This is a genomic window from Streptomyces sp. BBFR102 (genome assembly GCF_051397025.1).
Lineage (GTDB): Bacteria > Actinomycetota > Actinomycetes > Streptomycetales > Streptomycetaceae > Streptomyces.
In genome coordinates, this window is record NZ_CP195757.1 from 5803759 (window position 1) to 5825517 (window position 21759).

21 protein-coding genes are annotated in these 21759 nt (G+C 73.0%); 14 read left to right on the plus strand and 7 right to left on the minus strand.

Annotated features, from left to right (window positions below):
• Window positions 1-6: 6 nt before the first annotated feature.
• From ACSLIC_RS25755 to ACSLIC_RS25770, 4 genes are read right to left on the minus strand one after another with little or no spacing between them, the layout of a single operon-like run.
• Window positions 7-1107 carry an NAD(P)H-dependent flavin oxidoreductase gene (locus ACSLIC_RS25755; protein WP_436740084.1) on the minus strand — a complete coding sequence of 367 codons (1101 nt, stop codon included), beginning with the start codon at window positions 1105-1107 and terminating at the stop codon, window positions 7-9.
• Window positions 1104-1874 carry a CoA-transferase subunit beta gene (locus tag ACSLIC_RS25760; protein ID WP_436740085.1) on the minus strand — a complete coding sequence of 257 codons (771 nt, stop codon included), beginning with the start codon at window positions 1872-1874 and terminating at the stop codon, window positions 1104-1106. The genes ACSLIC_RS25755 and ACSLIC_RS25760 overlap by 4 nt, the downstream gene beginning before the upstream one ends.
• Window positions 1871-2743 (minus strand): CoA transferase subunit A, encoded by an 873-nt coding sequence (locus ACSLIC_RS25765; protein ID WP_436740086.1) that lies wholly within the window; start codon window positions 2741-2743, stop codon window positions 1871-1873. The genes ACSLIC_RS25760 and ACSLIC_RS25765 overlap by 4 nt, the downstream gene beginning before the upstream one ends.
• Window positions 2740-3495 carry an enoyl-CoA hydratase family protein gene (locus ACSLIC_RS25770; RefSeq protein WP_436740087.1) on the minus strand — a complete coding sequence of 252 codons (756 nt, stop codon included), beginning with the start codon at window positions 3493-3495 and terminating at the stop codon, window positions 2740-2742. The genes ACSLIC_RS25765 and ACSLIC_RS25770 overlap by 4 nt, the downstream gene beginning before the upstream one ends.
• A gap of 109 nt (window positions 3496-3604) precedes the next feature.
• On the opposite strand from ACSLIC_RS25770, the gene ACSLIC_RS25775 reads away from it, so the two are divergent.
• The 3 genes from ACSLIC_RS25775 (at window position 3605) to ACSLIC_RS25785 (ending at window position 6849) form a co-directional block, all read left to right on the plus strand.
• Window positions 3605-4516 (plus strand): SDR family oxidoreductase, encoded by a 912-nt coding sequence (locus tag ACSLIC_RS25775; RefSeq protein WP_436740088.1) that lies wholly within the window; start codon window positions 3605-3607, stop codon window positions 4514-4516.
• 368 nt (window positions 4517-4884) lie between these two features.
• Window positions 4885-5253: a hypothetical protein gene (locus ACSLIC_RS25780; protein ID WP_436740089.1), complete on the plus strand. Its 369-nt coding sequence runs from the start codon at window positions 4885-4887 to the stop codon at window positions 5251-5253.
• Between the two features lie 90 nt (window positions 5254-5343).
• The gene (locus ACSLIC_RS25785; protein WP_436740090.1) at window positions 5344-6849 is read left to right on the plus strand and encodes an MFS transporter; all 1506 of its coding nucleotides are present in this window, start codon (window positions 5344-5346) and stop codon (window positions 6847-6849) included.
• A 431-nt stretch (window positions 6850-7280) separates the two neighbouring features.
• On the opposite strand, the gene ACSLIC_RS25790 is transcribed toward ACSLIC_RS25785, so the two are convergent.
• Entirely contained in the window at window positions 7281-7832 is a 552-nt protein-coding gene (locus tag ACSLIC_RS25790) for a nuclear transport factor 2 family protein (protein ID WP_436740091.1), read from the minus strand.
• Window positions 7833-7862: 30 nt separating this feature from the next.
• Window positions 7863-8717 carry an LLM class F420-dependent oxidoreductase gene (locus tag ACSLIC_RS25795; RefSeq protein WP_436740092.1) on the minus strand — a complete coding sequence of 285 codons (855 nt, stop codon included), beginning with the start codon at window positions 8715-8717 and terminating at the stop codon, window positions 7863-7865.
• A gap of 216 nt (window positions 8718-8933) precedes the next feature.
• Between ACSLIC_RS25795 and ACSLIC_RS25800 the strand changes: the two genes are divergently transcribed.
• Window positions 8934-9827, plus strand: a complete 894-nt coding sequence (locus ACSLIC_RS25800; RefSeq protein ID WP_436740093.1) for an IclR family transcriptional regulator — start codon at window positions 8934-8936, stop codon at window positions 9825-9827.
• A gap of 49 nt (window positions 9828-9876) precedes the next feature.
• Here the strand turns inward: ACSLIC_RS25800 and ACSLIC_RS25805 are convergent, their stop codons facing one another.
• A complete protein-coding gene (locus ACSLIC_RS25805; protein WP_436740094.1) occupies window positions 9877-10455 on the minus strand; it encodes a flavin reductase family protein in 579 nt (192 codons plus the stop codon).
• Between the two features lie 262 nt (window positions 10456-10717).
• Between ACSLIC_RS25805 and ACSLIC_RS25810 the strand changes: the two genes are divergently transcribed.
• From ACSLIC_RS25810 to ACSLIC_RS25855, 10 genes are all read left to right on the plus strand, one after another.
• The gene (locus ACSLIC_RS25810) at window positions 10718-11581 is read left to right on the plus strand and encodes an alpha/beta fold hydrolase (protein ID WP_436740095.1); all 864 of its coding nucleotides are present in this window, start codon (window positions 10718-10720) and stop codon (window positions 11579-11581) included.
• Window positions 11578-13290: an FAD-binding protein gene (locus ACSLIC_RS25815; protein WP_436740096.1), complete on the plus strand. Its 1713-nt coding sequence runs from the start codon at window positions 11578-11580 to the stop codon at window positions 13288-13290. The genes ACSLIC_RS25810 and ACSLIC_RS25815 overlap by 4 nt, the downstream gene beginning before the upstream one ends.
• Before the next feature lie 31 nt (window positions 13291-13321).
• Window positions 13322-14356 (plus strand): 2Fe-2S iron-sulfur cluster-binding protein, encoded by a 1035-nt coding sequence (locus tag ACSLIC_RS25820; protein WP_436740097.1) that lies wholly within the window; start codon window positions 13322-13324, stop codon window positions 14354-14356.
• A gap of 131 nt (window positions 14357-14487) precedes the next feature.
• Window positions 14488-15396 carry an acetaldehyde dehydrogenase (acetylating) gene (locus tag ACSLIC_RS25825; RefSeq protein ID WP_436740098.1) on the plus strand — a complete coding sequence of 303 codons (909 nt, stop codon included), beginning with the start codon at window positions 14488-14490 and terminating at the stop codon, window positions 15394-15396.
• 19 nt (window positions 15397-15415) lie between these two features.
• Window positions 15416-16480, plus strand: coding sequence for a 4-hydroxy-2-oxovalerate aldolase (gene dmpG, locus ACSLIC_RS25830; protein WP_436740099.1), 1065 nt, complete (start codon window positions 15416-15418; stop codon window positions 16478-16480).
• An 8-nt stretch (window positions 16481-16488) separates the two neighbouring features.
• Window positions 16489-17673, plus strand: coding sequence for an acyl-CoA dehydrogenase family protein (locus tag ACSLIC_RS25835; protein WP_436740100.1), 1185 nt, complete (start codon window positions 16489-16491; stop codon window positions 17671-17673).
• 43 nt (window positions 17674-17716) lie between these two features.
• The gene (locus ACSLIC_RS25840; RefSeq protein ID WP_436740101.1) at window positions 17717-18655 is read left to right on the plus strand and encodes a VOC family protein; all 939 of its coding nucleotides are present in this window, start codon (window positions 17717-17719) and stop codon (window positions 18653-18655) included.
• Between the two features lie 139 nt (window positions 18656-18794).
• Complete coding sequence (locus ACSLIC_RS25845; RefSeq protein WP_436740102.1) at window positions 18795-19550, plus strand: SDR family NAD(P)-dependent oxidoreductase; 756 nt, start codon at window positions 18795-18797, stop codon at window positions 19548-19550.
• 105 nt (window positions 19551-19655) lie between these two features.
• Window positions 19656-20450 (plus strand): SDR family oxidoreductase, encoded by a 795-nt coding sequence (locus tag ACSLIC_RS25850; protein ID WP_436740103.1) that lies wholly within the window; start codon window positions 19656-19658, stop codon window positions 20448-20450.
• A 144-nt stretch (window positions 20451-20594) separates the two neighbouring features.
• A complete protein-coding gene (locus tag ACSLIC_RS25855) occupies window positions 20595-21755 on the plus strand; it encodes a steroid 3-ketoacyl-CoA thiolase (RefSeq protein ID WP_436740104.1) in 1161 nt (386 codons plus the stop codon).
• The last annotated feature ends 4 nt before the right edge of the window (window positions 21756-21759 follow it).

Sequence of the window (21759 nt, forward strand, 5' to 3'; positions counted from 1 at the left end):
CCTCGGTCAGCGGGCGGTGGGCAGAGCGCGCAGGGTGGCGAGGGCCTCGTCCATGATCCGCTCGACCAGTTCGGCGCAGGAGGGCAGGTCGTCGATGACTCCGGCGACCTGGCCGGCGGCCATCACCCCGATGTCGGTGCGGCCCTCGACCATGGACGCCCGCAGCAGCATGGGCGTGTTGGCGGCCAGCAGGACCTGGCTCCAGGACAGTTCCTTGCCGTGCTTCATGGTGAGACCGTCACGGACCATCCCCGCCCAGCTCATCCCGGATTCCCGCCGGAAGCCGGCCGCGTGCCGCACCGCCCGCAGGAGCGAGGAGACCCGGCCCGAGCGCTCCAGCCCGTCGACCATCCCGGTGCGCAGCATCCGGTGCGGCAGCCCGTCCACCTTGGTCGTCACCGTGACGTCCTTGACGGTGGCAGCCAGGTACTTCGCCTTGACCGCGTCGGGGACCGTGCTGTCGGAGGTGAGCAGGAAGCGGGTGCCCATGCCGATGCCGGCGGCACCGTAGGCGAGCGCGGCCACCAGGCCCCGGCCGTCGTGGAAGCCGCCTGCCGCCACGACCGGGATGTCGACGGCGTCGACGACCTGGGGGAGCAGTACCGAGGTGGCCACGTTCCCGGTGTGGCCGCCGCCCTCGCCCCCCTGCACGATCACGGCGTCCGCGCCCCACGCGGCGACCTTCTCCGCGTGCCTGCGGGCGCCGACCGAGGGGACGACGACGACACCGGCGTCCTTGAGCCGGGCGATCAGCCCGGCGGAGGGCGCCAGCGCGAACGAGGCGACCTTCACCCCCTCCTCGATGATGATCCGCACGCGCTCCGGCGCGTCAGAGGCGTCGGCCCGGAGGTTGACGCCGAACGGCGCGTCGGTACGGGACTTGACCTCGCGCACGGCCGCGCGGAGCCGGTCCACCGGCATCGTGGCCGAGGCGAGGACGCCGAGGGCACCGGCCGCGGCGGCGGCCGATACCAGGCGGGGTCCGGCCACCCAGCCCATGCCGGTCTGCACGATCGGATACCGCACCCCGGCCAGTTCGGTCAGCGGGGTGGAGAAGCCGGTGCGCCCCGCCTCCTTCGCCGTGCCGGCGCCGCCTGTCCCGCTCACGAGCGGACCTCGCGGTCCCTGGCGCGCTCGGGGTCGACGACCTCGCGGACCAACCGGAGTTCCTCTGCGGTGGGTTCACGGGTGAACGGCACCTCGTCGGGGACGGCGAGGGGGAAGCCGGTGGCCGCGACCACCTGCTCGACCGTGACACCGGGGTGCACCGAGCGCAGCCGCATCGCCCGGTCGGGCGTCTCGAAGTCGAAGACGCCCAGGTCACTGACGACCTGGGGAATCCGGTGGTAGCGGGTGGCGGAGGGCCCGGCGGCGGCGGCGCTGTCGTAGCCGACGCCGCAGATCATGTCGACCTTCTCCACGAACACCCGGGCCGAGTGCCGGGGCACCCAGTAACTCGTCGGGTTGTTCAGGGTGTTGACCGGAGCCCCGCGTACCCCCAGCAGCTGCCGGCCGGGCCGGGCCCAGTCGCCGATGCAGGAGATGTTCTGGTTGCCGAAGCGGTCGATCTGGGAGGCGCCCATCATGACGTGCCGCCGCCCGCTCGTCACCATCGCCAGGTGCTGACGGTAGGGGAGCCAGCCCTCCACGACCTCCGCGCGGGCGCCGAGGGCCGGCACGTCGGCCATCAGCAGCGCCTCGCCGTCGGTGAGCAGCAGGTCGGGGGAGAAGGTCAGCTTCGCCAGCCGGGCCCCGATCGCCGGGACGGTGCCCATCGGACTGGCCAGGACCTCGCCGGCGCCCCGCCATGCCTCGGCACAGGCCACCACGCAGTACTCGGCGCGGGTCGCCGTCGTCGCAGCGGTCTCGCTCATGCGGTCTCCTCCTCCTCGTGGAACGCCGTCACCGCGGCCTGGTACGCCTGCTCGTCACCGGAGAGGAACCGCTCCGTGAACGCCGCCCAGGACTCGGGGTCGCCCGCGGCGCGGACATAGGCGCGCTGGAATGCCTCGTCCCGCTCCTGGTCGGGGGCGCAGGAGGTGAAGTGGGCGCCGTTCGGAGCCTCCACCACGCCGTCCACGAACGCCCGCTTGACCAGCAGCGACTGCGGCCCGGCCGCCTTCAGGAGGTCGGCGCCGCCCACGATCCGCTCGCAGGAGACGTACGCGCTGTCGGCGGCCTCGCAGAACAGGTCGTCGAAGTAGGGGTCGGGGCCCAGGTACTGGGCGTTGCCGTGCGCGTCGGCGCGGTTGAGGTGGACCAGCGCGGCGTCCAGGCGCAGGGCGGGCACGGCGACCAGTTCCTCCGCGTCGCCGTACGGCGAAGTCACCGTCCTGAGCCAGGGGTTGACCCGCATGACGTCCGAGGCGAGGCCCGCGCGGATCGGCATGAACGGCAGCCGGTGGGCGGCGGCGGTCAGCCCCCACATGAGCATCGCCTCGTCCAGTTCCACCAGTTCCAGCGTGCCGCGCTGGCGGGCCGCGCGGAAGTGCGGCTCCAGCGGGACCGAGTCGAGGGTGGCGAACGCCGCGACCAGCCTGCGGATCTTCCCGGCCGCAGCCAGCAGCCCCACGTCGGGGCCGCCGTACGACACCACGGTCAGGTCGGTGACGTCCGAGCGCAGCAGCGCCCGGACCAGCGCCATCGGCTTGCGCCGCGATCCCCAGCCGCCGATGCCGATCGTCATGCCGCTGTGCAGTCGGCCGACGACCTCCTCCACGGTCATGGTCTTGTCCTTGCTCATGCCTGCTTCTTCCGGTCCGTGCCGAAGGTGTCGCGCACACGGTCGGCGACACCGCTGAGGTTGGCCTCGAAGGTGAAGCCCTGTTCGAAGCGGTAGCTGCGGTGGACGTCCACCGGGTCGATGCCGTTCATGGCGGCCTTGGCCAGCCGGATCAGGTACCCGTCCTTCAGGGCGATCTCCCTGGCCAGTTCCTGAGCCGCGTCGAGCAGCTGCTCGGGCGGCACCACCCGCCACACCGAGCCGTGCTCTCGCAACTCCTGCGCGGTCACCGTGCGCGAGGTGTAGTACAGCGTCCGCATCAGGTGCTGCGGGACCAGCCGGGCCAGGTGCGTGGCGGCGCCGAGCGCGCCACGGTCCAGCTCCGGCAGGCCGAAGACGGCGTCGTCGGAGGCGACGATCGCGTCCGCGTTGCCCACCAGGCCGATGCCTCCGCCCAGACAGAAGCCGTGCACCGCGGCCACCACGGGGACCTGGCAGTCGTAGACCGCGGCGAAGGCGTCGGCGCAGCCGTGGTTGGCGCCGATGAGCGCGTCGTGGCCGGCCGCGCGCTGCATCTCCTTGATGTCGACGCCCGCGTTGAAGCCCCGGCCGGCGGCGGCGAGCACCACGCAGCGCACCTCGGGGTCGGCCCCCGCGGCACGGACGGCGGTGGCCAGGTCGTACCAGCCCTGCACGGGCAGGGCGTTGACCGGAGGGAAGTCGACGGTGACGACGGCGACGCCCTGGTCCGGGGCGGAGGTGGAGACACCCATGAGTAGATCAGCTACCTTTCCACCAAACGTTTGTTAGGGGAATGTAGCAGCGGTTCCGACGCTGCGGGAAGGCATTCCGCCCACTCGACTGGAAGGGACCTCACCTCACATGACCGGACTGTGCACGGGACGCGTGGCCGTGGTGACCGGAGCGGGACGCGGACTGGGGCGCGCGCACGCGCTCGCCCTCGCGGCCGAGGGAGCCAGGGTCGTCGTCAACGACCTCGGCGTCGGACTGGACGGCACCGGCGGGGCCTCGGCGCCCGCCCGGGAGGTCGTCGAGGAGATCCGGGCGGGCGGGGGAGAGGCGGTCGCGCACGGCGGTGACATCGCCACTTCCGACGGTGCCGCCTCGCTGATCGCCACCGCCGTCGACACCTTCGGCCGCCTGGACACCCTGGTGAACAACGCCGGCTTCCTGCGCGACCGCATGCTCGTCAACCTCGGCGAGGACGACTGGGACGCCGTCATGCGCGTCCACCTCAAAGGCCACTTCCTCACCCTCAGGCAGGCCGCCGCACACTGGCGGGCCGAGGCGAAGGCCGGTCGTACGCCCGACGCCCGCGTGATCAACACCAGTTCGGGCGCGGGACTGCTGGGCAGCGTCGGGCAGGGCAACTACTCGGCGGCCAAGGCTGGGATCGTCGGCCTGACCCTCGTCGCCGCGGCCGAGATGGGCCGCTACGGCGTCCAGGTCAACGCCATCGCCCCGGCCGCCCGCACCCGGATGACCGAGGAGACCTTCGCGGACACCATGGCCGCGCCCGGGCAGGGCGGGTTCGACGCCATGGCCCCGGAGAACGTCTCACCGCTCGTCGTCTGGCTGGGCTCCGCCGACTCGGTCGGGGTGACGGGCCGGGTGTTCGAGGCCGAAGGCGGCCGGATCACCGTCATGGAGGGATGGCGCCCAGGCCCGAGCGCCGACAAGGGCGCCCGCCGGACCCCGGCGGAGGCGGGGCGGACCACCCGCGAGCTCCTGGCGGCAGCCCTCGACCCCCGGCCGGTGTACGGCGCCCTCTGACCGGCCGCCCAGGGCGGCCCGCCCCTGTGAGCGGGGACGGCGCCCGGTGGTCACCGGCCGGTGCCGGAAGTCCTGCCGAGGCCGCGGGCTTGGACAGCCGGCGGCCCGCCCGGTTGCCGGACCGGCTCCCTTCGCGCACCCGGTGCTCCCGGTGAGTGGGACACCTCGCGTCGGCGGGTGCCCCGAGCCGTAACTTCCCCTCACCCCAAGGCTCCGTCCCCCGTTCCCCGCCGTCCCGGTGTCTCGGCACCGGAACGGCGGGTGCGGAACGCAAGGAAGCAGCGTCGTGAGGCAGAGCGCGTCCGCGACCGGATGCAGAGCCCGGTCACGGACGCGCCGCGCGGTGGTCCGACTGTGAGGAGAAGCCCGTGGCCGGCAGGTGGGACGCCGTCGAGACGGCAATCGCGACAGCGGGCGGTGAGGTGAGTGCCCGCGGTGTGGCCGGGGCATCCACCGCCCGCTTCGAGAGACTCGGCGGCGAACTCGACGCCGTCGTCCACCCCCGCCTCGGCGCGCTCGGCACCCGCCGGCCCGGGCCCGTCCACGAACACGCGGCCGTCCACGACCTCACCGGCCGGCCGGCCTCCGCCCCCTTCGGGCGGGACGCCGACGGAGTGCCGCCCGGCATGCGGTTCGCGGCCCCCGCCGGGGGCGAAGGTCTCCTGTCCGCCCTGGCCTCCCAGAGGGAACGGGCCGCGCCCTGGAACCAGGAGGTCCCTACCCTCCAGCAGGACTGACGCCCCCTCAGATGCGCCTCGTACTCCATCCCCCCGCAAGCGTGTGCTCCCGGCACGTCCACGTCCCCGCACCCTTGGCAAAGGAACACGATGGCAGACAACCTCACCCCCGCCCCGGTGGTCTCCAGGGGGAGAGCACTGGCCGTGCTCGTCCTGGTCATCCTCCTCTCGGAGGCCGGCACCTTCGAGATCACCATGGTCTACCCGGCACTGCCGGACATGGCCAGAGAGTTCCAGACCCTGAACATCGCCTGGGTCGCCTCGATCGTGACCCTCGCGGGAGCCACCGTCATGCCGCTGGTCGGCAAGGCGGCGGACAAGTGGGGCAAGAAGCGGGTCATCCTCCTGCTCGGGCTCGTCTTCTTCGCGGGCAGTGTGATCTGCGCGCTCGCGCCCTCCTTCGCCGTGCTGCTGGTCGGCCGCGCCCTGCAAGGCTGCCTGGTCGGGATCGTCTCCCTCTCGTACAGCCTCGTGCGCGACATCATGCCGCGGGACTTCGTGCCGATCGCCCTGGGCACCGTGGTGACCGGCATCGGCATGGCCGCGCTCGCCGGCCCCTTCCTGGCCGGCTGGCTCATCGACGACCACGGTCCCCAGGGCGTCTTCTGGTTCCTCGCTCTCTACGCGGTCGTCCTGCTGCCGTTGTACGCCTTCGTCATCCCCGAGAGTCCGGTGCGCGTCGGCCGCCCCGTCGACTACGTCGGCACCCTCCTCCTCGGTCCGGGCATCGGAGTGCTCCTGCTCGGCATCACCCAGGGCGGTGCGTGGGGCTGGTCCGCCGGGTCCACGCTGACGTGCCTGGTCCTGGGCATCGCCATGCTGATCGGCTTCGGCGCCTGGGAGCGGGTCTGCAGTCACCCGCTGATCTCGCTCGACGTCCTGCTGGGCCGCAGGTTCGGCCCGACAGTTCTGGCCGTCGCCTGCGTGTCGTACATGATGAACGCGCACGCGCTGATCAGCCCCACCATGCTGCGGACCCCGGCCGGCATACCCGGCCTGAGCTACGGCGCCGGGCTGTCCGCCACCGAACTCGCCATCTGGACCTGTCCGCTGGGCATCGTGGCGATGTTCACGGGACCGCTCGGCGGTCACCTGGCCACCAGGATCGGCGCCCGCAACGTCCTCCTCGCCGGAGCCGGCTGCTACCTCCTGGTCATGTTCCTCGGCTCCCAGCTGTTCACCCTGCAGTGGCAGATCGGCCTGCTGGCCCTGGTCGGCGGCTGGGCCAACGGCTTCCTGCACTCCTCCAACGCCAATCTCCTCCAGGACTCCCTGCCCGCCTCCCAGAGCGCGGTGGGCAACTCGATCGGCGGCATGACCGCCCTGCTGGCCGCGGGCATCGCCACGGCACTCACCGGCGCGGTCATGTCCGACCACGTGCTGATGGTCGACTCGGCCACCAGCTCCGTGGTCTACGCCGACAGCGCGCTCACCCACGCCTACGGCTACGCGGCCCTGGTCGGCGCCGTCGGAGTGGTGGTCGCCCTGCTCATGAAACACGGCCGGGCCCCCGCCCGCGGCGGCCTGGTCGAGCCCGTGCCGGAGCAGCCGTCGGCCCGGAGCGCACGCCTGCCGGCGGACGAGCCGGCCGGCTGAGGCCGCCGGCGATGGGCACCCGCACCGTCCGGCCGCGCTTCCCGCCGCGGCCGGACGGTCCGCTCAGGCCCGGCCCCGGTCCTCGCCGGGACGCGGCGGCCGACCGCCGGCACTCCTCCGCTCGGGCGGCGGGAGCAGCGCGCCCCGGCCGGCTTCGGACAGGTGCTTGCGCCGGGGCGGCGGCCACGCCCCTCCGCCCGCCACCGGTAGTCGCCGCGCCCGTCCCGCCGCCCGAAGGAGCGGCTGCGCCGGGTGTACGCGGGTGGGCGTCCGGGACCGGACGGGACCGCGACCCCCACGGCAGTGGACGAAGCCGCCGATGCCCGCCGCACCGGTCGCCCCGCACCCGGCCGGTCCGGGCGAAGGCGGCGGCACGCCCCGGATGCCGGGAACCGGGGCGAGCCCGGCCGGTGCCCCGGGGCGTGGCCCCGTCACACCTCCGGCACCCGGCCGTCGCCGGGCACGCCGGAGGCGAGCAGTTCGGGCGACTCGGCGCGCCCGTCCAGGACCCGGTTCGTGCGCACGGTCACCCGCCAGCCGCCGGGCCCCCGGCGCAGCCGCCAGTGGTTGGCGGTGGCGCGGCGCAGGGTGAAGGCGCCCGTCTCCGCATCGTGGACGATCATGGTGGAGTAGCAGACGGCGACGGCCTCGTCCCCGTGCACCCGCACCCGGGGGGCGCCCACGACGTGGGCGCAGCCCTGGGCGATCCACCGCCGATGGGCGGACGAGCGGACCATCGCCTCGATCTCCGCGCGCCCGGACATCAGCAGCTCGTCGACGTCGTAGACGCCGTCCTCCTCCCACAGACCGGCCACCGCCTCGGCCTGACCGCTGTCGACCAGCGGGCCGTAGGACAGGACCAGGGAGGTGACGGAGGCCTCGTCCTCCAGCCGGGACAGCCGCCCCTCCAGGCGGGCCAGGGCCTCCTGGTGGTCGGCGAGCGCTCTGCGGGTGTCCGCCAGAGCCTGTTCGGTGTCGTTCAACGGTCGCTCCTGCCGGTCGGATCGGGAGTGTCAGAGGGGGAGGGCCAGGCTGTGCAGGGCTTCGAGCTGTTCGCAGTAGTGGTCCGCGGACCGTGCGGAGAGCGAGGCGGACAGCAGGGTGGCGCCGGCGTCCCGCAGCCGGGTCAGGGCGGTGACCGTGTCCTCGGGCGCCCCGCCCGGGTCCAGGGGGCGGCCGGGGGCGAGGACGACCTCGAAACCCTCCGGCAGATCGGCCCCGGCCAGCATCTCGCGCAGCCGTTCGGGGGCGAGTCCGAACGGCACCCAGCCGTCTCCGAGCGAGACGGCCCGGCGCAGCGAGCGCGGGGTCCGGCCGCCGACCCACAGGGGGACGTGCTCCTGGACGGCGTGCGGTTCGACGACGAAGTCCTCGAAGGCGTAGTGCTCGCCGCGGAACCGCGGGACCCGCCGGGACAGCGAGGCCCTTAGCGCCCGCAACGCGTCGTCGGCACGGGCCCCCCGGCCGGCGAACCCGGCACCGAGCAGGTCGAACTCCTCGGCGAGGGTGCCGACCCCCAGCCCGAGGGTCACGCGGCCACCGCTGACGCGGTCCAGTGTGCCGTAGCGCTTCGCGATCTGGAGCGGGTGGTGATAGCCCAGCACGAGGACCTGGGTCACCAGCCGGATGCGGCTGGTCAGTGCGGCGAGGTGGCCGAGGGTGACGAGAGGGTCCCAGTAGGTTCCGCCGCGTTCGCGGGCGATGTCGAGCGGAACGGCCACGTGCTCGCTGCACGTGAGGTGGTGAAACCCGAGGCGGTCGGCGGTCCTCGCGATCCGGCCCAGCTCGTCGACACCGGCGTCGGCCTCCCAGGGCGAGGCGACCCCCGGCAACTGCACCACCACGGGTGACGTGATTCCGATCCGCATGCGGTCTCCTCCTGCGTCGGCGCTAGGCGCTGTACAGGCGATTCGTAACGCAGGAGCGCACGTCGGGCAGGGGCGGTCCCGCTGATCGGGAAGGGCGAAAGGGACGCGCCCGGCCGGGGAAGGGAATCTCGTGCACGACTCTTCCGCCGGTTCGGGCGCGCTGCTAGCTTCCGAAAGCAGAATTCATTTCAGTTCGATTCTGGAAGAAGGGCTCCCATGACGGTTGTCGATGACGCGCCTGCCGTGGAAGCGCCCGCTCGCAAGGAGCTGCCGCCGTCGATGGTCGAGCGGGTGACGCTGATCATGGACGTCTTCACGGGACGCACCACCCGCCTGTCGCTGGAGGACGTGGTGCGCCGCACCTGCCTGCCGCGCTCGACCGCCCACCGGATACTGGAACAACTGGTGCGGCTGCGCTGGCTGGAGCACACTCCCTTCGGCTACGGCCTCGGCCGCCGGGCGCTCGGGTTCGGCGGTGACGACGGCACCCATGCCGAGATCCGCGCGGCCGCCGCGGGCCGGATACACGACCTTCAGATGCGCACCGGGCTCGTCGTCCACCTGGCCGTCCTCGACGAGGGCCAGGTGCACTACCTCGACAAGGCGGGCGGCCGGCTCGCCGCGTCCATCCCCTCGTGGGTCGGCGGCCGGGTCCCGGCCCACGCGACGGCGCTGGGCAAGGCGATGCTGGCCTGGCTCGCACCGGAGGAGGTCGACTCCCGGCTGGGCGAGAGGATCGGCCGGGCGACCCACCGCACGATCGCCGACCTGCCGACGCTGCACCAGGAACTCAACCGCGTCCGGCAGCGCCGGGGGCTGGCCTTCGAGTACGGCGAGTACGTCCCCGGCATCGCCTGCGTCGCGTCGGCCGTCCGGGGCCCCGAAGGCCCGGTGGCCGCGCTCTCCCTGGCCGGTGAGGCGCGGACCCCGCTGGAGAAGGTCGCGCCCCTCGTGGCCGACGCCGCCCGCAGGATCTCGCTGGAGCTGTTCCCCTGCCTGGAGAACCCCGGCCGGGCCCACGCCCAGGCCGTCGCCCCCCAGGAGCAGAACTGGTCCGCGCGGACCATGGACCGGCTGCTCGTAGCGGGCCAGAACGGCGACTGGCTGTAACCCGGCCGGGCCGGCCCGACGGGGGACACCCCGCCCGGCCTTCGCCCCCTCACCCCCAGTGGTCTCCCCAGCCCCAGGGGAAAGGGTCCGCCGCGGCGGGGGCGGCCGGTCGCTCCTCCACACCGAAGTGACCGCGGTGGAAGAGCATCGGCCGCCGCTGCGGCGGCGTCTGCAGTTCGAGCACCCTGCCGACCACCACGTCGTGGTCGCCGGCCGCGTGCACGCCGTACACCTCGGCGTGGGCTCGCATGAGGACCCCTCTCAGCGCGGGCGTCCCCCAGGACGAGAGGTCCCAGTCGAGCTCCTCGTACTTCCTGCCCCGGCTCGAACCGAAACGGGCGCAGAGGTCGTCCTGGTCCTCGGCCAGCACGTTGACGCAGAACCGCCCCGACTCCCGCATCCTCGGCCAGGCCCGCCCCCGGTGGTCGGCGCAGAAGAGGACGAGGGGCGGTTCGAGCGAGACGGAGGCGAAGGACTGGCACACGAAGCCGACCGGTTCCCGGCCCGCGTCCAGCCCGGTGACGACGGTGACACCCGTCGCGAACGCTCCCATGGCCCGGCGCATCTCCGACGCCGTGGGAGCGGCGCCCGGGTACGCGCCGGATGCGGTCAGGGACTCAGTCGTCATCAAGTTCACCTCGACGGGACCGGCACGGTGACGTGCCGCGTGGACGGGCGGAGCCCCGACCGTAGGGGCGCGCGGCCCGGCGGTGAACGGTGTTCCCGATGAGTGGAACCCTGTACGCCGCCACCCCCGCCCTCGCCGCGCACCCGCCGCCGCGCCCCGGGCGTCCCGCTGACCGGGACCGTCACGGCGCGGCCCGCCGGCCGCTGGGTACGTTCCCGGCGTTGCACGAGGACGGCACCACAGGGACGTGGAGGCAGGGAAGATGACGGAGTTGAGCCACGAGTCCACCTCGCGCGAGCTCAGGACCGAGCAGGGAGTGCTGCGCTATCACGAAGCCGGCAGCGGGCCACCCCTGGTGCTGCTGCACGGTTCGGGTCCCGGCGTCACCGGCTGGCGCAACTACCGCGGCAACCTCGCCGCCTTCGCCGAGCACTTCCGCTGCCTGGTCCTGGAGCTGCCCGGGTTCGGCGTCAGCGACCCCGTCGGCGGGCATCCCATGGCCACCGCCCCGGACGCCCTCGGCCGCTTCCTCGACGCCCTCGGCCTGGACCAGGTCGACCTCATCGGCAACTCCATGGGCGGCATCGTCGGCGCCCGGTACGCGCTCGGCCGTCCCGAGCGGGTCCGCCGGCTCGTCACGATCGGCGGCATCGGCCGCAACGTGTTCAGCCCCGGCCCCGGCGAGGGCATCCGGCTGCTGACGGAGTTCACCGACCACCCCACCCGCGAGGGCCTGATCCGCTGGCTGCGTTCCATGGTGTACGACCAGGGCCTGGTCACCGAGGAACTCATCGAGGAACGCTGGCAGTTGGCGAACGACCCGGACGCCCTGGCCAACGCCCGCGCGATGTACGGCAGCGAAGCGTCCGCCGCGCGCGCCGCCGCGGCCGCCTCCGACCAGGCCCCGTACTGGGCGATGCTGCACCGGCTGAAGCCGAAGACACTGATCACCTGGGGCCGCGACGACCGTGTCAGCCCCCTCGACATGTCCATCGTGCCGATGCGCACCATCCCCGACGCCGAACTGCACGTGTTCCCCGACTGCGGTCACTGGGTGATGATCGAGCAGAAGGCGGCCTGGGAGAGCGTCGTCCTGGCCTTCCTGACCCGCGAGGAGTCCGCATGACCGGCACACCGGCCCCCGTCTGGGACCACGAGTTCGACTTCGTCGTGGTCGGCAGCGGAGGCGGCGGCATGACCGCCGCGGTGGCCGCCGCCGACGCCGGGCTGTCCACCGTCGTGGTCGAGAAGGGCGCCATGTACGGCGGCACCACGGGCATCTCCGGCGGCGGCATCTGGATTCCGAACAACCCCGTCCTGCGCGCCCGGGGCCACGACGACAGCCGAGAGTCCGTCCGCCGCTACCTCGACCTGCTCACCGAGGGCCGCGTGCCGGGCGCCCGCCTCGACGCCTACGTCGACCACGGCCCCGCCACCATGGAGCTGCTGTGCCGCAGCAAGTGGATGCGCTTCTTCTGGACCAAGGGCTACTCCGACTACCACCCCGAGTACGAGGGCGGCCGCCCCATGGGCCGGTCCGTCGAGGCGGTCCCCTTCGACACCCGCAAACTCGGCGAGGACGAGCGGTACCAGCGGCCCAACAGCCTCAAGGGCCCCCTCGGGCTGTGGGTCACCGGCAAGGACTACCACGACCTGGCCATGGTCAAACGGACCTGGCGCGGACGCTGGGCCTCCGTGATCGCCGCCTGGCGGGTCTCCACCAACGTGATCCGCCGCCGCCACATGTCCACCGGCGGACGCGCCCTGGTCGCCCGGATGCGCATGGTACTCAAGGACGCCGGCATCCCCCTGTGGCTGCGCACCCCGATGACCTCCCTCGTCACCGATGACACCGGCCGGGTCACCGGCATCGTCGCCGAACGCGACGGCAGGACCCTGCGCATCCGCGCCCGCGACGGCGTTCTGCTCGCCGCCGGCGGCTTCGACCACAACCAGAAGATGCGCGACACGTACCTGCCCGAGGGCGGCAAGGAGAACTACAGCGCCGGCGCGCAGGAGAACGTCGGCGACGGCATCCTCGCCGGACTCGCGCTCGGCGCGGCCACGGACTTCATGGACGACGCCTGGTGGATGCCGTCGGTGCGCCACCCCAAGGGCGTCACGATCCCCCTCGTCTCCGAACGGTGCATCCCGCCGTCGCTGATCGTCTCCGCCACCGGCAGGCGGTTCACCAACGAGTCCTCGCCGTACACGAACTTCGTCCACGACCAGCTGGACGGCAAGCACGTCCCCGCCTGGTTCGTGATGGACGCCAAGGCCCGCGCCCGCTACCCGTTCGCCCAGGTCCTCCCCGGGATGCCGTTCCCCCGCGGGTTCTACGACGCCGGCCTCGTCCACAAGGCCGGCACCATCGCCGGACTGGCCCGCGCCATCGATGTCCCGGAAGAGGAACTCACCGCCACCGTCGCGCGGTTCAACGAATTCGCGCGTACCGGCGAGGACACCGACTTCGGACGCGGCGACAGCGCCTACGACCGCTACTACGGCGACCCCACGCTGCCCAACCCCAACCTCGACACCGTCGACAAGGCGCCCTACTACGCCGTACGCATCGACGTCGGCGACCTCGGCACCAAGGGCGGCCTGGTCTGCGACGAGCACAGCAGGGTGCTGCGGGAGGACGGCGGTCCCATCAAGGGGCTGTACGCGACCGGCAACACCTCCGCGTCCGTGATGGCCAACGAGTACGCCGGTCCCGGCGCCACCATCGGCCCGTCCATGGTCTTCGGCTACATCGCCGCCCGGCACGCGGGCGCACACCGCGCCGGCCGCGACGGCGAGACGCCGGGCCGGGCGGCCTCCGGCGGCGCCTGACCTGCTCCGGGCAAGGAAAGGCAGAGCAACCATGGGGTCAGACACCCCTCTCACGGTCCGTGTGGTCGAGGTGGTCCGCGAGACGCCCGACGCGCACTCGCTGGTCCTCGAACCGGTCGACGCGCCGGAGGGACGCTTCCGTTACCGGCCCGGTCAGTTCCTGACCGTCCGGGTGCCCTCCGAACGCGCGGGGGGAGCCGCCCGCTGCTATTCGCTGTGCAGCTCCCCGCTGCGCGACGAGAAGCTGAAGATCACCGTGAAGCGCACGGCGAACGGCTACGGGTCCAACTGGATCTGCGACCACGTCGTGGAGGGCGACACGCTCGAAGTGCTGCGGCCCGCGGGCACCTTCACCCCCGACACCCTCGACGAGGACTTCCTCCTCCTGGCGGCGGGCAGCGGCGTCACCCCGGTGATGTCGATCCTCAAGTCCGCTCTGCACGCCGGCGCCGGGTCCGTCACCCTCCTCTACGCCAACCGCGACGAGCACTCGGTGATCTTCCGCGACGAACTCGCCGCACTCGCCAGGGAGTTCGCGGACCGGCTGACGGTGCTGCACTGGCTGGAGTCGGTACAGGGCCTGCCCACCGGACCCGCGCTCCGCGCCCTGGTCCGGCCGTACGCCGACCGCCGGACGTTCATCTGCGGCCCCGGCCCCTTCATGGAGCTCGCCACCGAGACCCTCACCGCACTGGGCGCCCCGGCGGAGCGGGTACGTGTCGAGCGGTTCACCTCCCTGGCGGGCGACCCGTTCACCGCGCACGCGGCACCCGTGCGGGACTCCGGCCCGGCCGGCGAGGTCGAGGTGGAACTCGACGGCGTCACGCGGACCGTGGGCTGGCCGTCGAGGAGCAAGCTCCTCGACGCGCTCCTCGCCGCCGGCCTGGACGCGCCGTACTCCTGCCGGGAGGGCAGTTGCAGCGCCTGCGCCTGCCTGCTCGTCGAGGGCGAGGTGGCCATGGAGGACAACGAGGTGCTCGACGAGCAGGACGTCGCCGACGGCTACGTCCTGGCCTGCCAGGCGCTCCCGCTCACCGAGCGCGTCAGGATCACCTACGACGGATGAGGCGCCCGGCCCGCGGCCGGACTCCCGCTGAGCGGGAGGACCCGGGCGGCCGGGCCACCGCGCTGACACGTTGGGGACACGACCCGCGCCCCGTACGCGCCCGCGCTCCCGACCCGGATGAGGTTCGAACTGTGACCAAGGCGACCGCCGCGATCGTCGGTTCCGGAAACATCGGCACCGACCTGATGTACAAGCTGCTCCGCTCCGAGACGATCGAGCCACGGTGGATGACCGGCATCGATCCGCAGAGCCCCGGCCTCAAGCGCGCCGCCGAGGAGGGGCTGACGGTGAGCGACGGGGGAGCGGACGCGCTCCTCGCCCAGGACGACCGGCCCGACCTGGTCTTCGAGGCGACCTCCGCCCACGTGCACAAGGTGAACGCCCCCCGTTACGCCGAACGCGGCATCCAGGCCATCGACCTCACCCCGGCCGCCCTGGGGCCCGCCGTCGTGCCCGCCGTCAACCTCGGCGAGCACCTGGACGCCCCCAACGTCAGCCTGATCACCTGCGGCGGCCAGGCCACCATCCCCATGGTCCACGCCGTCTCACGGATCACCGAGGTCTCCTACGCGGAGATCGTCGCCAGCGTCGCCTCGCCGTCCGCCGGCCCCGGCACCCGCGCCAACATCGACGAGTTCACCCTCACCACCAGCCGCGGCATCGAGACCATCGGCGGCGCCGCCCGCGGCAAGGCCATCATCATCCTCAACCCGGCCGAACCGCCCATGCTGATGCAGGACACCGTCTTCTGCGCCGTCCCCGCCGACGCCGATCGCGCGGCGATCACCGCGTCCGTCCACGCGATGGCGCGCCAGGTCGCCACGTACGTGCCCGGCTACCGGCTGCGCGCCGAGCCGCAGTTCGACGATCCGGACACCGTCAGCGGCGGCCTCGCCCGGGTCGCGATCTTCCTGGAGGTGGAGGGCGCGGGGGACTTCCTGCCGCCCTACTCCGGGAACCTCGACATCATGACCGCCGCCGCCACCAAGGTCGGCGAGGGCTTCGCCCAGCGGATCATCGCCCGGCGCACCGCTTCCTGACCACCAAGGAGTCACCCTCATGCCCTTCAGCGCCGATCTCGACATCCGCGTCACCGACTCCTCGCTGCGGGACGGCTCGCACGCCAAACAGCACCAGTTCACCGTGGACGACGTACGCGGGATCGTCTCCGCCCTCGACGACGCCGGGGTCCCGGTCATCGAAGTGGCCCACGGCGACGGCCTGGGCGGTTCCTCCTTCAACTACGGCTTCAGCCACACTCCGGAGCAGGAACTCATCAAGGAGGCGGTGAAGACCGCCCGGCAGGCGAGGATCGCCTTCCTGATGCTGCCCGGACTCGGCATCCAGGACGACATCCGCGAAGCCGCCGGCAACGGCGCCGCCATCTGCCGCATCGCCACCCACTGCACCGAGGCCGACATCTCCGTCCAGCACTTCGGCCTCGCCCGCGAACTGGGCCTGGAGACCGTCGGCTTCCTGATGATGGCGCACAGCACCCCGCCCGAGTCCCTCGCCCGGCAGGCCCGGATCATGGCGGACGCCGGCTGCCAGTGCGTGTACGTCGTGGACTCCGCCGGCGCGCTCGTCCTCGAAGGCGTCGGCGACCGCGTCGCCGCGCTCGTCGCCGAACTCGGCGACGACGCCCAGGTGGGCTTCCACGGCCACGAGAACCTGGGCCTCGGCGTCGCCAACTCGGTCTACGCCGTACGGGCCGGCGCTCTGCAGATCGACGGCTCCACCCGCCGCTTCGGCGCCGGGGCGGGCAACACCCCGGTCGAGGCGTTCGTGGCCGTCGCCGACAAGCTCGGCATCCGGACCGGCATCGACACCCCGAAGATCATCGACGCCGCCGAGGACGTCGTCCTGCCCGTCATGGGCGGCGACCGCCTGCTCGACCGGATGTCGCTGACCATGGGGTACGCGGGCGTGTACTCCAGCTTCCTCGCCCACGCCGGCCGGCAGGCCGCCAGGTACGGGGTGTCGGGCACCGAACTCCTCCTGGAGGCCGGACGCCGCAAGCTCGTCGGCGGCCAGGAGGACCAGCTCATCGAGATCGCCGCCGGACTCGCGGAACGCGCCGCGGGGGCAGACGAAACGACCGGGCAGACGCCCGCGGGGAAGTGAGAGCAGCCATGGCCCATTCCGTACTCGACGCCGTCGTCGAACGCGCGGAGGAGATCCGCGACCTGGGAACCGCGAACGAGTCGCTCGGCCGACTGGACGACCAGGCGGCCAAGGTGCTGCGGGAGACCGGAGCCATCCGGATGCTCCAGCCGAAGAAGTACGGCGGACTGGAGCTGCATCCCCGCGACTTCGCCGAGACCGTCATGAAGATCGCCTCCTGCGACGGTTCGACCGGCTGGGTCGCGGGCGTCGTCGGCGTCCACCCGTGGGAGATGGCGATGGCCGACCCACGGGTGCAGGAGGAGGTCTGGGGCGAGGACCAGAACACCTGGATCGCCTCCCCCTACGCCCCGATGGGCCTGCTGCGCCCCGTCGACGGCGGCTACGTCTTCGACGGGCACTGGCAGTTCTCCTCGGGCACCGACCACTGCGACTGGATCTTCCTCGGCGCCTTCCTCGCCGACGAGAAGGGCGAACGGCTGAACCCGCCGCGCTCCGTCCACGTGATCCTGCCGCGCTGCGACTACGAGATCGTGGCCGACTCCTGGGACGTGGTCGGCCTGCGCGGCACCGGCAGCAAGGACATCGTCGTCAGGGACGCCTTCGTGCCGGGCCACCGCGTCATCGACTACAACAAGGTCGTCGACGGCAGCCTCGCCGAGGAGAGGGGCCTGACCAACCCGACGTACCGGCTGCCGTTCTCCGCGGCCTTCCCGCTCGGCATCACCTCCGCCGTCATCGGCATCTGCGAGGGCGGCCTCGCCCATCACCTCGCCCACCAGCGCGACCGCGTCCAGATCACCGGCACCGCCGTCCGCGACGACCCGTACGTCCTGTACGCGGTCAGCGAGGCCGCCGCCGAGATAGCCGCCTCCCGCGCAGCCCTGCTCGACAACGTGAGCAGTCTGTACGACATGGTCGCGGCGGGCGAGAGGGTCGGCTTCGAGCGGCGGGCCGTCGGCCGCCGCGTCCAGGCCCGTGCCGCCTGGCGCGCCGTCCGCGCGCTCGACGAGGTCGTGGCCCGCTCCGGCGGCAACGCCATGCGGATGACCAACCCCATCCAGCGGTTCTGGCGCGACGCCCACACCGGTCTCTCCCACGCCATCCACGTCACCGGAGCGGTCTTCCACGCCGCCGCGCTGACCGACATCGGCGTCGAGCCGCCCCAGGGCCCGATGCGCTCGATGATCTGACCCCGGCACGACCACCACAGGCAGGAAGGACGGCAGGAGGAACATGACGCACATCCGCGGACTCGGCCATCTCCGGGTCAGGACCAAGGACGTCGCCCGCTGGCGCGAACTGGCCGTCGGCGCCCTGGGGTTCGCCGAGGGGGCCGGGCCCGACCCGGACGCCCTCTACCTGAGGATGGACGAGCGCCGGGCCCGGCTCGTCGTCCTGCCCGGCGAGACCGACCGGGCCGAAGCCATCGGCTGGGAGGTCCGCGACCAGTTCGCGCTGGCCGAGGTCGCCCGCGCCGTCGAGGCCGCCGGCGTTCCGGTCGAGGAACTCACCTGGCAGGAAGCCGGCGACCTGGCCGTGGAGCGGGCCATCGCCTTCCAGGACCCCGCGGGCATGCGCGTCGAGGTGTTCTTCGGCCCCGTCCTCGACCACAGCCCCGTCCTCACCGGTCTCGGCCAGCGCTTCGTCACCGGCGCCCAGGGCATGGGCCACGTCGTCCTGCCCACCACTCGCATGGAGGAGACCGTCGCCTTCTACACCGAGGTCCTCGGCTTCCTGCCGCGCGGCGCGGTCAAGCTGAGCGGCCAGGCTCCGGACACCCCGCCGCGCCGGGTGCGCTTCCTCGGCGTCAACCAGCGCCACCACAGCCTGGCCCTGTGCCCGGCACCGCACGGCGAGGCGCCCGGCCTGGTGCACCTCATGGTCGAGGTCGACACCCTGGACGCGGTGGGCCGCGCCCTGGACAACGTCAACCGCCAGGGCTTCCCGCTCTCCTCCACCCTGGGCCGCCACACCAACGACAAGATGGTCTCCTTCTACGTGCGCGCCCCCGGCGGCTGGGACCTGGAGTACGGCACCGACGGGCTCCTCGTCGACGAGAGCCACTACACCGCCGAGGAGATCACCGCCGACAGCTACTGGGGCCACGACTGGTCGGGCTCGCAACCGCTCGCGGCGTTCCTGCCGCCGGGGAAGGCCGGGACGGCCGGATGACCCCGCCCGGCCCGGCGGTCCCGGTCAGTGTGCCCGCCCCGTCCCCCGCCGGGGCTCCGCGGCGCCGCGTCCTGGCGCCGGTTCCCCCCGCTCCCGGTTCCGGCGGGCCGCCGTGCCCCCGGGAACCGTGTGAGGCGCCGTGACGAACCGCTTCCAGGGCACCCGCGTCCTGCTCACCGGTGCCGCCTCCGGCATCGGCCGTGCCACCGCGCTCCGGCTCGCCGCGGAGGGGGCGGCCGTCTTCTGCGTCGACCTCTCGCAGACCGGTCTGCACGAGACGGCCGGCCTCCTCGCCCCGGGGGCCGGGACGATCCGCACCCATGTGGCCGACGTGGCGGACGAGTGCGCGGTCGTGAACGCGGTGGAGTGCGCCGTCCGGGAACTGGGCGGCATCGACGTCCTGGTCAACGTCGCGGGCGTGCACCGCACCACACCCATCGCCCGGTTGACCGCCGACGACCTGCGGCACCTGTTCGACGTCAACGTCGTCGGCACGGCCCTGTTCTGCCGCGAGGCGCTGAGCCACCTGCCCGACGGCACGGGTGCCGTCGTCAACGTGGCCTCCTCCTCCGCGACCCACGGCAACCCGTACATGAGCGCCTACGCCGCCTCCAAGGGAGCGGTGCTGGCGTTCTCCCTGTCCCTGGCGGCCGAGGTGGCCCACCGCCGCATCCGGGTCGTCCCGGTCTCACCCGGCACCGTCGCCACGCCCCTGACCGCCCGGCCCGGCCTGCTGCCCGAGGATCTCGACACCAGCTACTACCAGCGCATCCGCGCGCCGTTCGGCGCGGCGGACCCGGAGCAGATCGCGGGCGTCATCGCCTTCGCGGCCTCCCCGGACGCCGGCTACCTCACGGGCGCGGAGCTCCGCGCCGACGGCGGCTCCCACATCTGACCCCGCCGGGGACCGCACCACGGCGCCCGGTGAGCGGGCGTACGTCAGGACGGGGAGGTGCGCCGTGAAGCGGCGCGCGCCCCACGACGGAAGGCGAACGCACCCATGACCAGCAGCTCATCCGCGCGCCGTCGGATCGCCGTCACCGGAGCGGCCTCGGGCATCGGCAAGGCGCTCTGCGGCCTGCTCCGGGCGCAGGGCGACGACGTGATCGGCGTCGACCTGCGGGACGCCGAGGTCCGCGCCGACCTCGGCACCCCGGCCGGGCGGCAGGAAGCCGTCCGCGCCGTCCTCGAACGCTCCGGGGGAGTCCTCGACGCCGTGACCGCCTGCGCGGGCGTGTCGGCGCGGGTGCCGGTGACGATCGCGGTCAACTACTTCGGCGTCACCGAACTGCTCCAGGGCCTCAGGCCGGCCCTGGCGCGCGCCAGGGCGCCGCGTGCCGCCTTCGTCGGCTCCGTCGTCGGGACGAAGGCCGTGGCTCCCGAGGTCGTCGGGGCCTGTCTCAGCGGTGACGAGCCGGCCGCGCTCGCCACGGCGGCCACCCTCGCCGGGCAGGGCGGGGGAGGCGCCCTCTACCCGGCCTCCAAGGCGGCGCTGGCGCGTTGGCTGCGCCGGACCGCCGTCACCGAGGAGTGGGCCGGCGCGGGCATCCCGCTGAACGCCGTCGGGCCCGGCGTCGTGCTCACCCCGATGCACGCCGCGGTCGCGGTGACGAAGGAGCAGCGCAGGATCGTCGAGCAGGCCGTGCCCATGCCGCTGAACGGCCACGCCGAGCCGGAGGTGATCGCACAGGCCCTGCGCTGGCTGACCAGCGTGGAGAACACCCACGTCACCGGCCAGGTGCTGTACGTCGACGGAGGCGCTGAGGCGGTCCTGCGCGGGCCGGACCGGTTCTGAACCGCCCACGCCGGCGGGGACGGGCCGATAAGGGCCCGGCCCACTGAGTGGGACGCCCGCTTGCCCTCCCGCAACAGAATGAATTCTAGTTCTGGGCGTCATCGTCCACGGCCCGCACGGGCCACCTCACACCTACGGAGAACCATGGCCGAGGCCGTCATAGTCGAAGCCGCGCGCACGCCGGTCGGCCGGCGACGCGGGGTCCTGTCGGGGCTGCACCCGGCCGAACTGCTGGGCCTGACCCAGAAGGGCCTGCTGGAGCGGGCCGGCCTCGCCCCCGACGCCGTGGAACAGGTCATCGGGGGCTGCGTCACCCAGGCCGGCGAGCAGTCCAACAACGTGACCCGCACCGCATGGCTCCACAGCGGGCTGCCGCACACCACCGCCTGCACCTCGATCGACTGCGCCTGCGGCTCCTCGCAGCAGGCCGTGCACCTGGTCCACGGCCTGATCGCCGCGGGCGGCATCGAGGTGGGCATCGGCTGCGGTGTGGAGTCGATGAGCCGGGTCTTCCTCGGCCAGGCCCAGACCCCCGGCACCGGCACGCCCGTACCTGACAGCTGGTCGCGGGAGATGCCCGACCAGTTCACCGCCGCCGAGCGGATCGCGCGCAAGCGCGGCATCACCCGCGCCGACGCCGACGCCCTCGGCCTCGCCTCCCAGCAGAAGGCGGCCCGCGCCTGGGCCGAGGACCGGTTCGCCGGCCAGGTCCTCGACATCGACGCCCCGGTGATGACCAAGGAAGGCCCCACCGGCGAGCGCACCGTCGTCTCCCGCGACCAGGGGCTCAGGGACACCACCGCCGAGGGACTCGCCGCGCTCGCGCCGGTCCTCCCCGACGGCATCCACACCGCCGGCAACTCCTCCCAGATCAGCGATGGCGCCGCCGCCGTCCTGCTGATGAGCCAGGAGCGCGCCCACCGCCTCGGACTGCGCGGGCGCGCCCGGATCGTCGCCTCCACCATGGTCGGCTCCGACCCCTATTACCACCTCGACGGCCCCGTCGAAGCCACCCGCGAGGTCCTCAGGAGGTCCGGGATGACTCTGGACGACATCGACCTCGTCGAGATCAACGAGGCGTTCGCCTCCGTCGTGCTGTCCTGGGCCCAGGTGCATCACGCCGACCTGGACAAGGTCAACGTCAACGGCGGCGCCATCGCGCTCGGCCACGCGGTGGGCTCCACCGGCGCCCGGCTGATCACCCAGGCGCTGTACGAGATGGAGCGTGCCGACAAGTCCACCGCGCTGGTCACCATGTGCGCCGGCGGCGCCCACGCGACGGCGACGATCATCGAACGGATCTGAGACA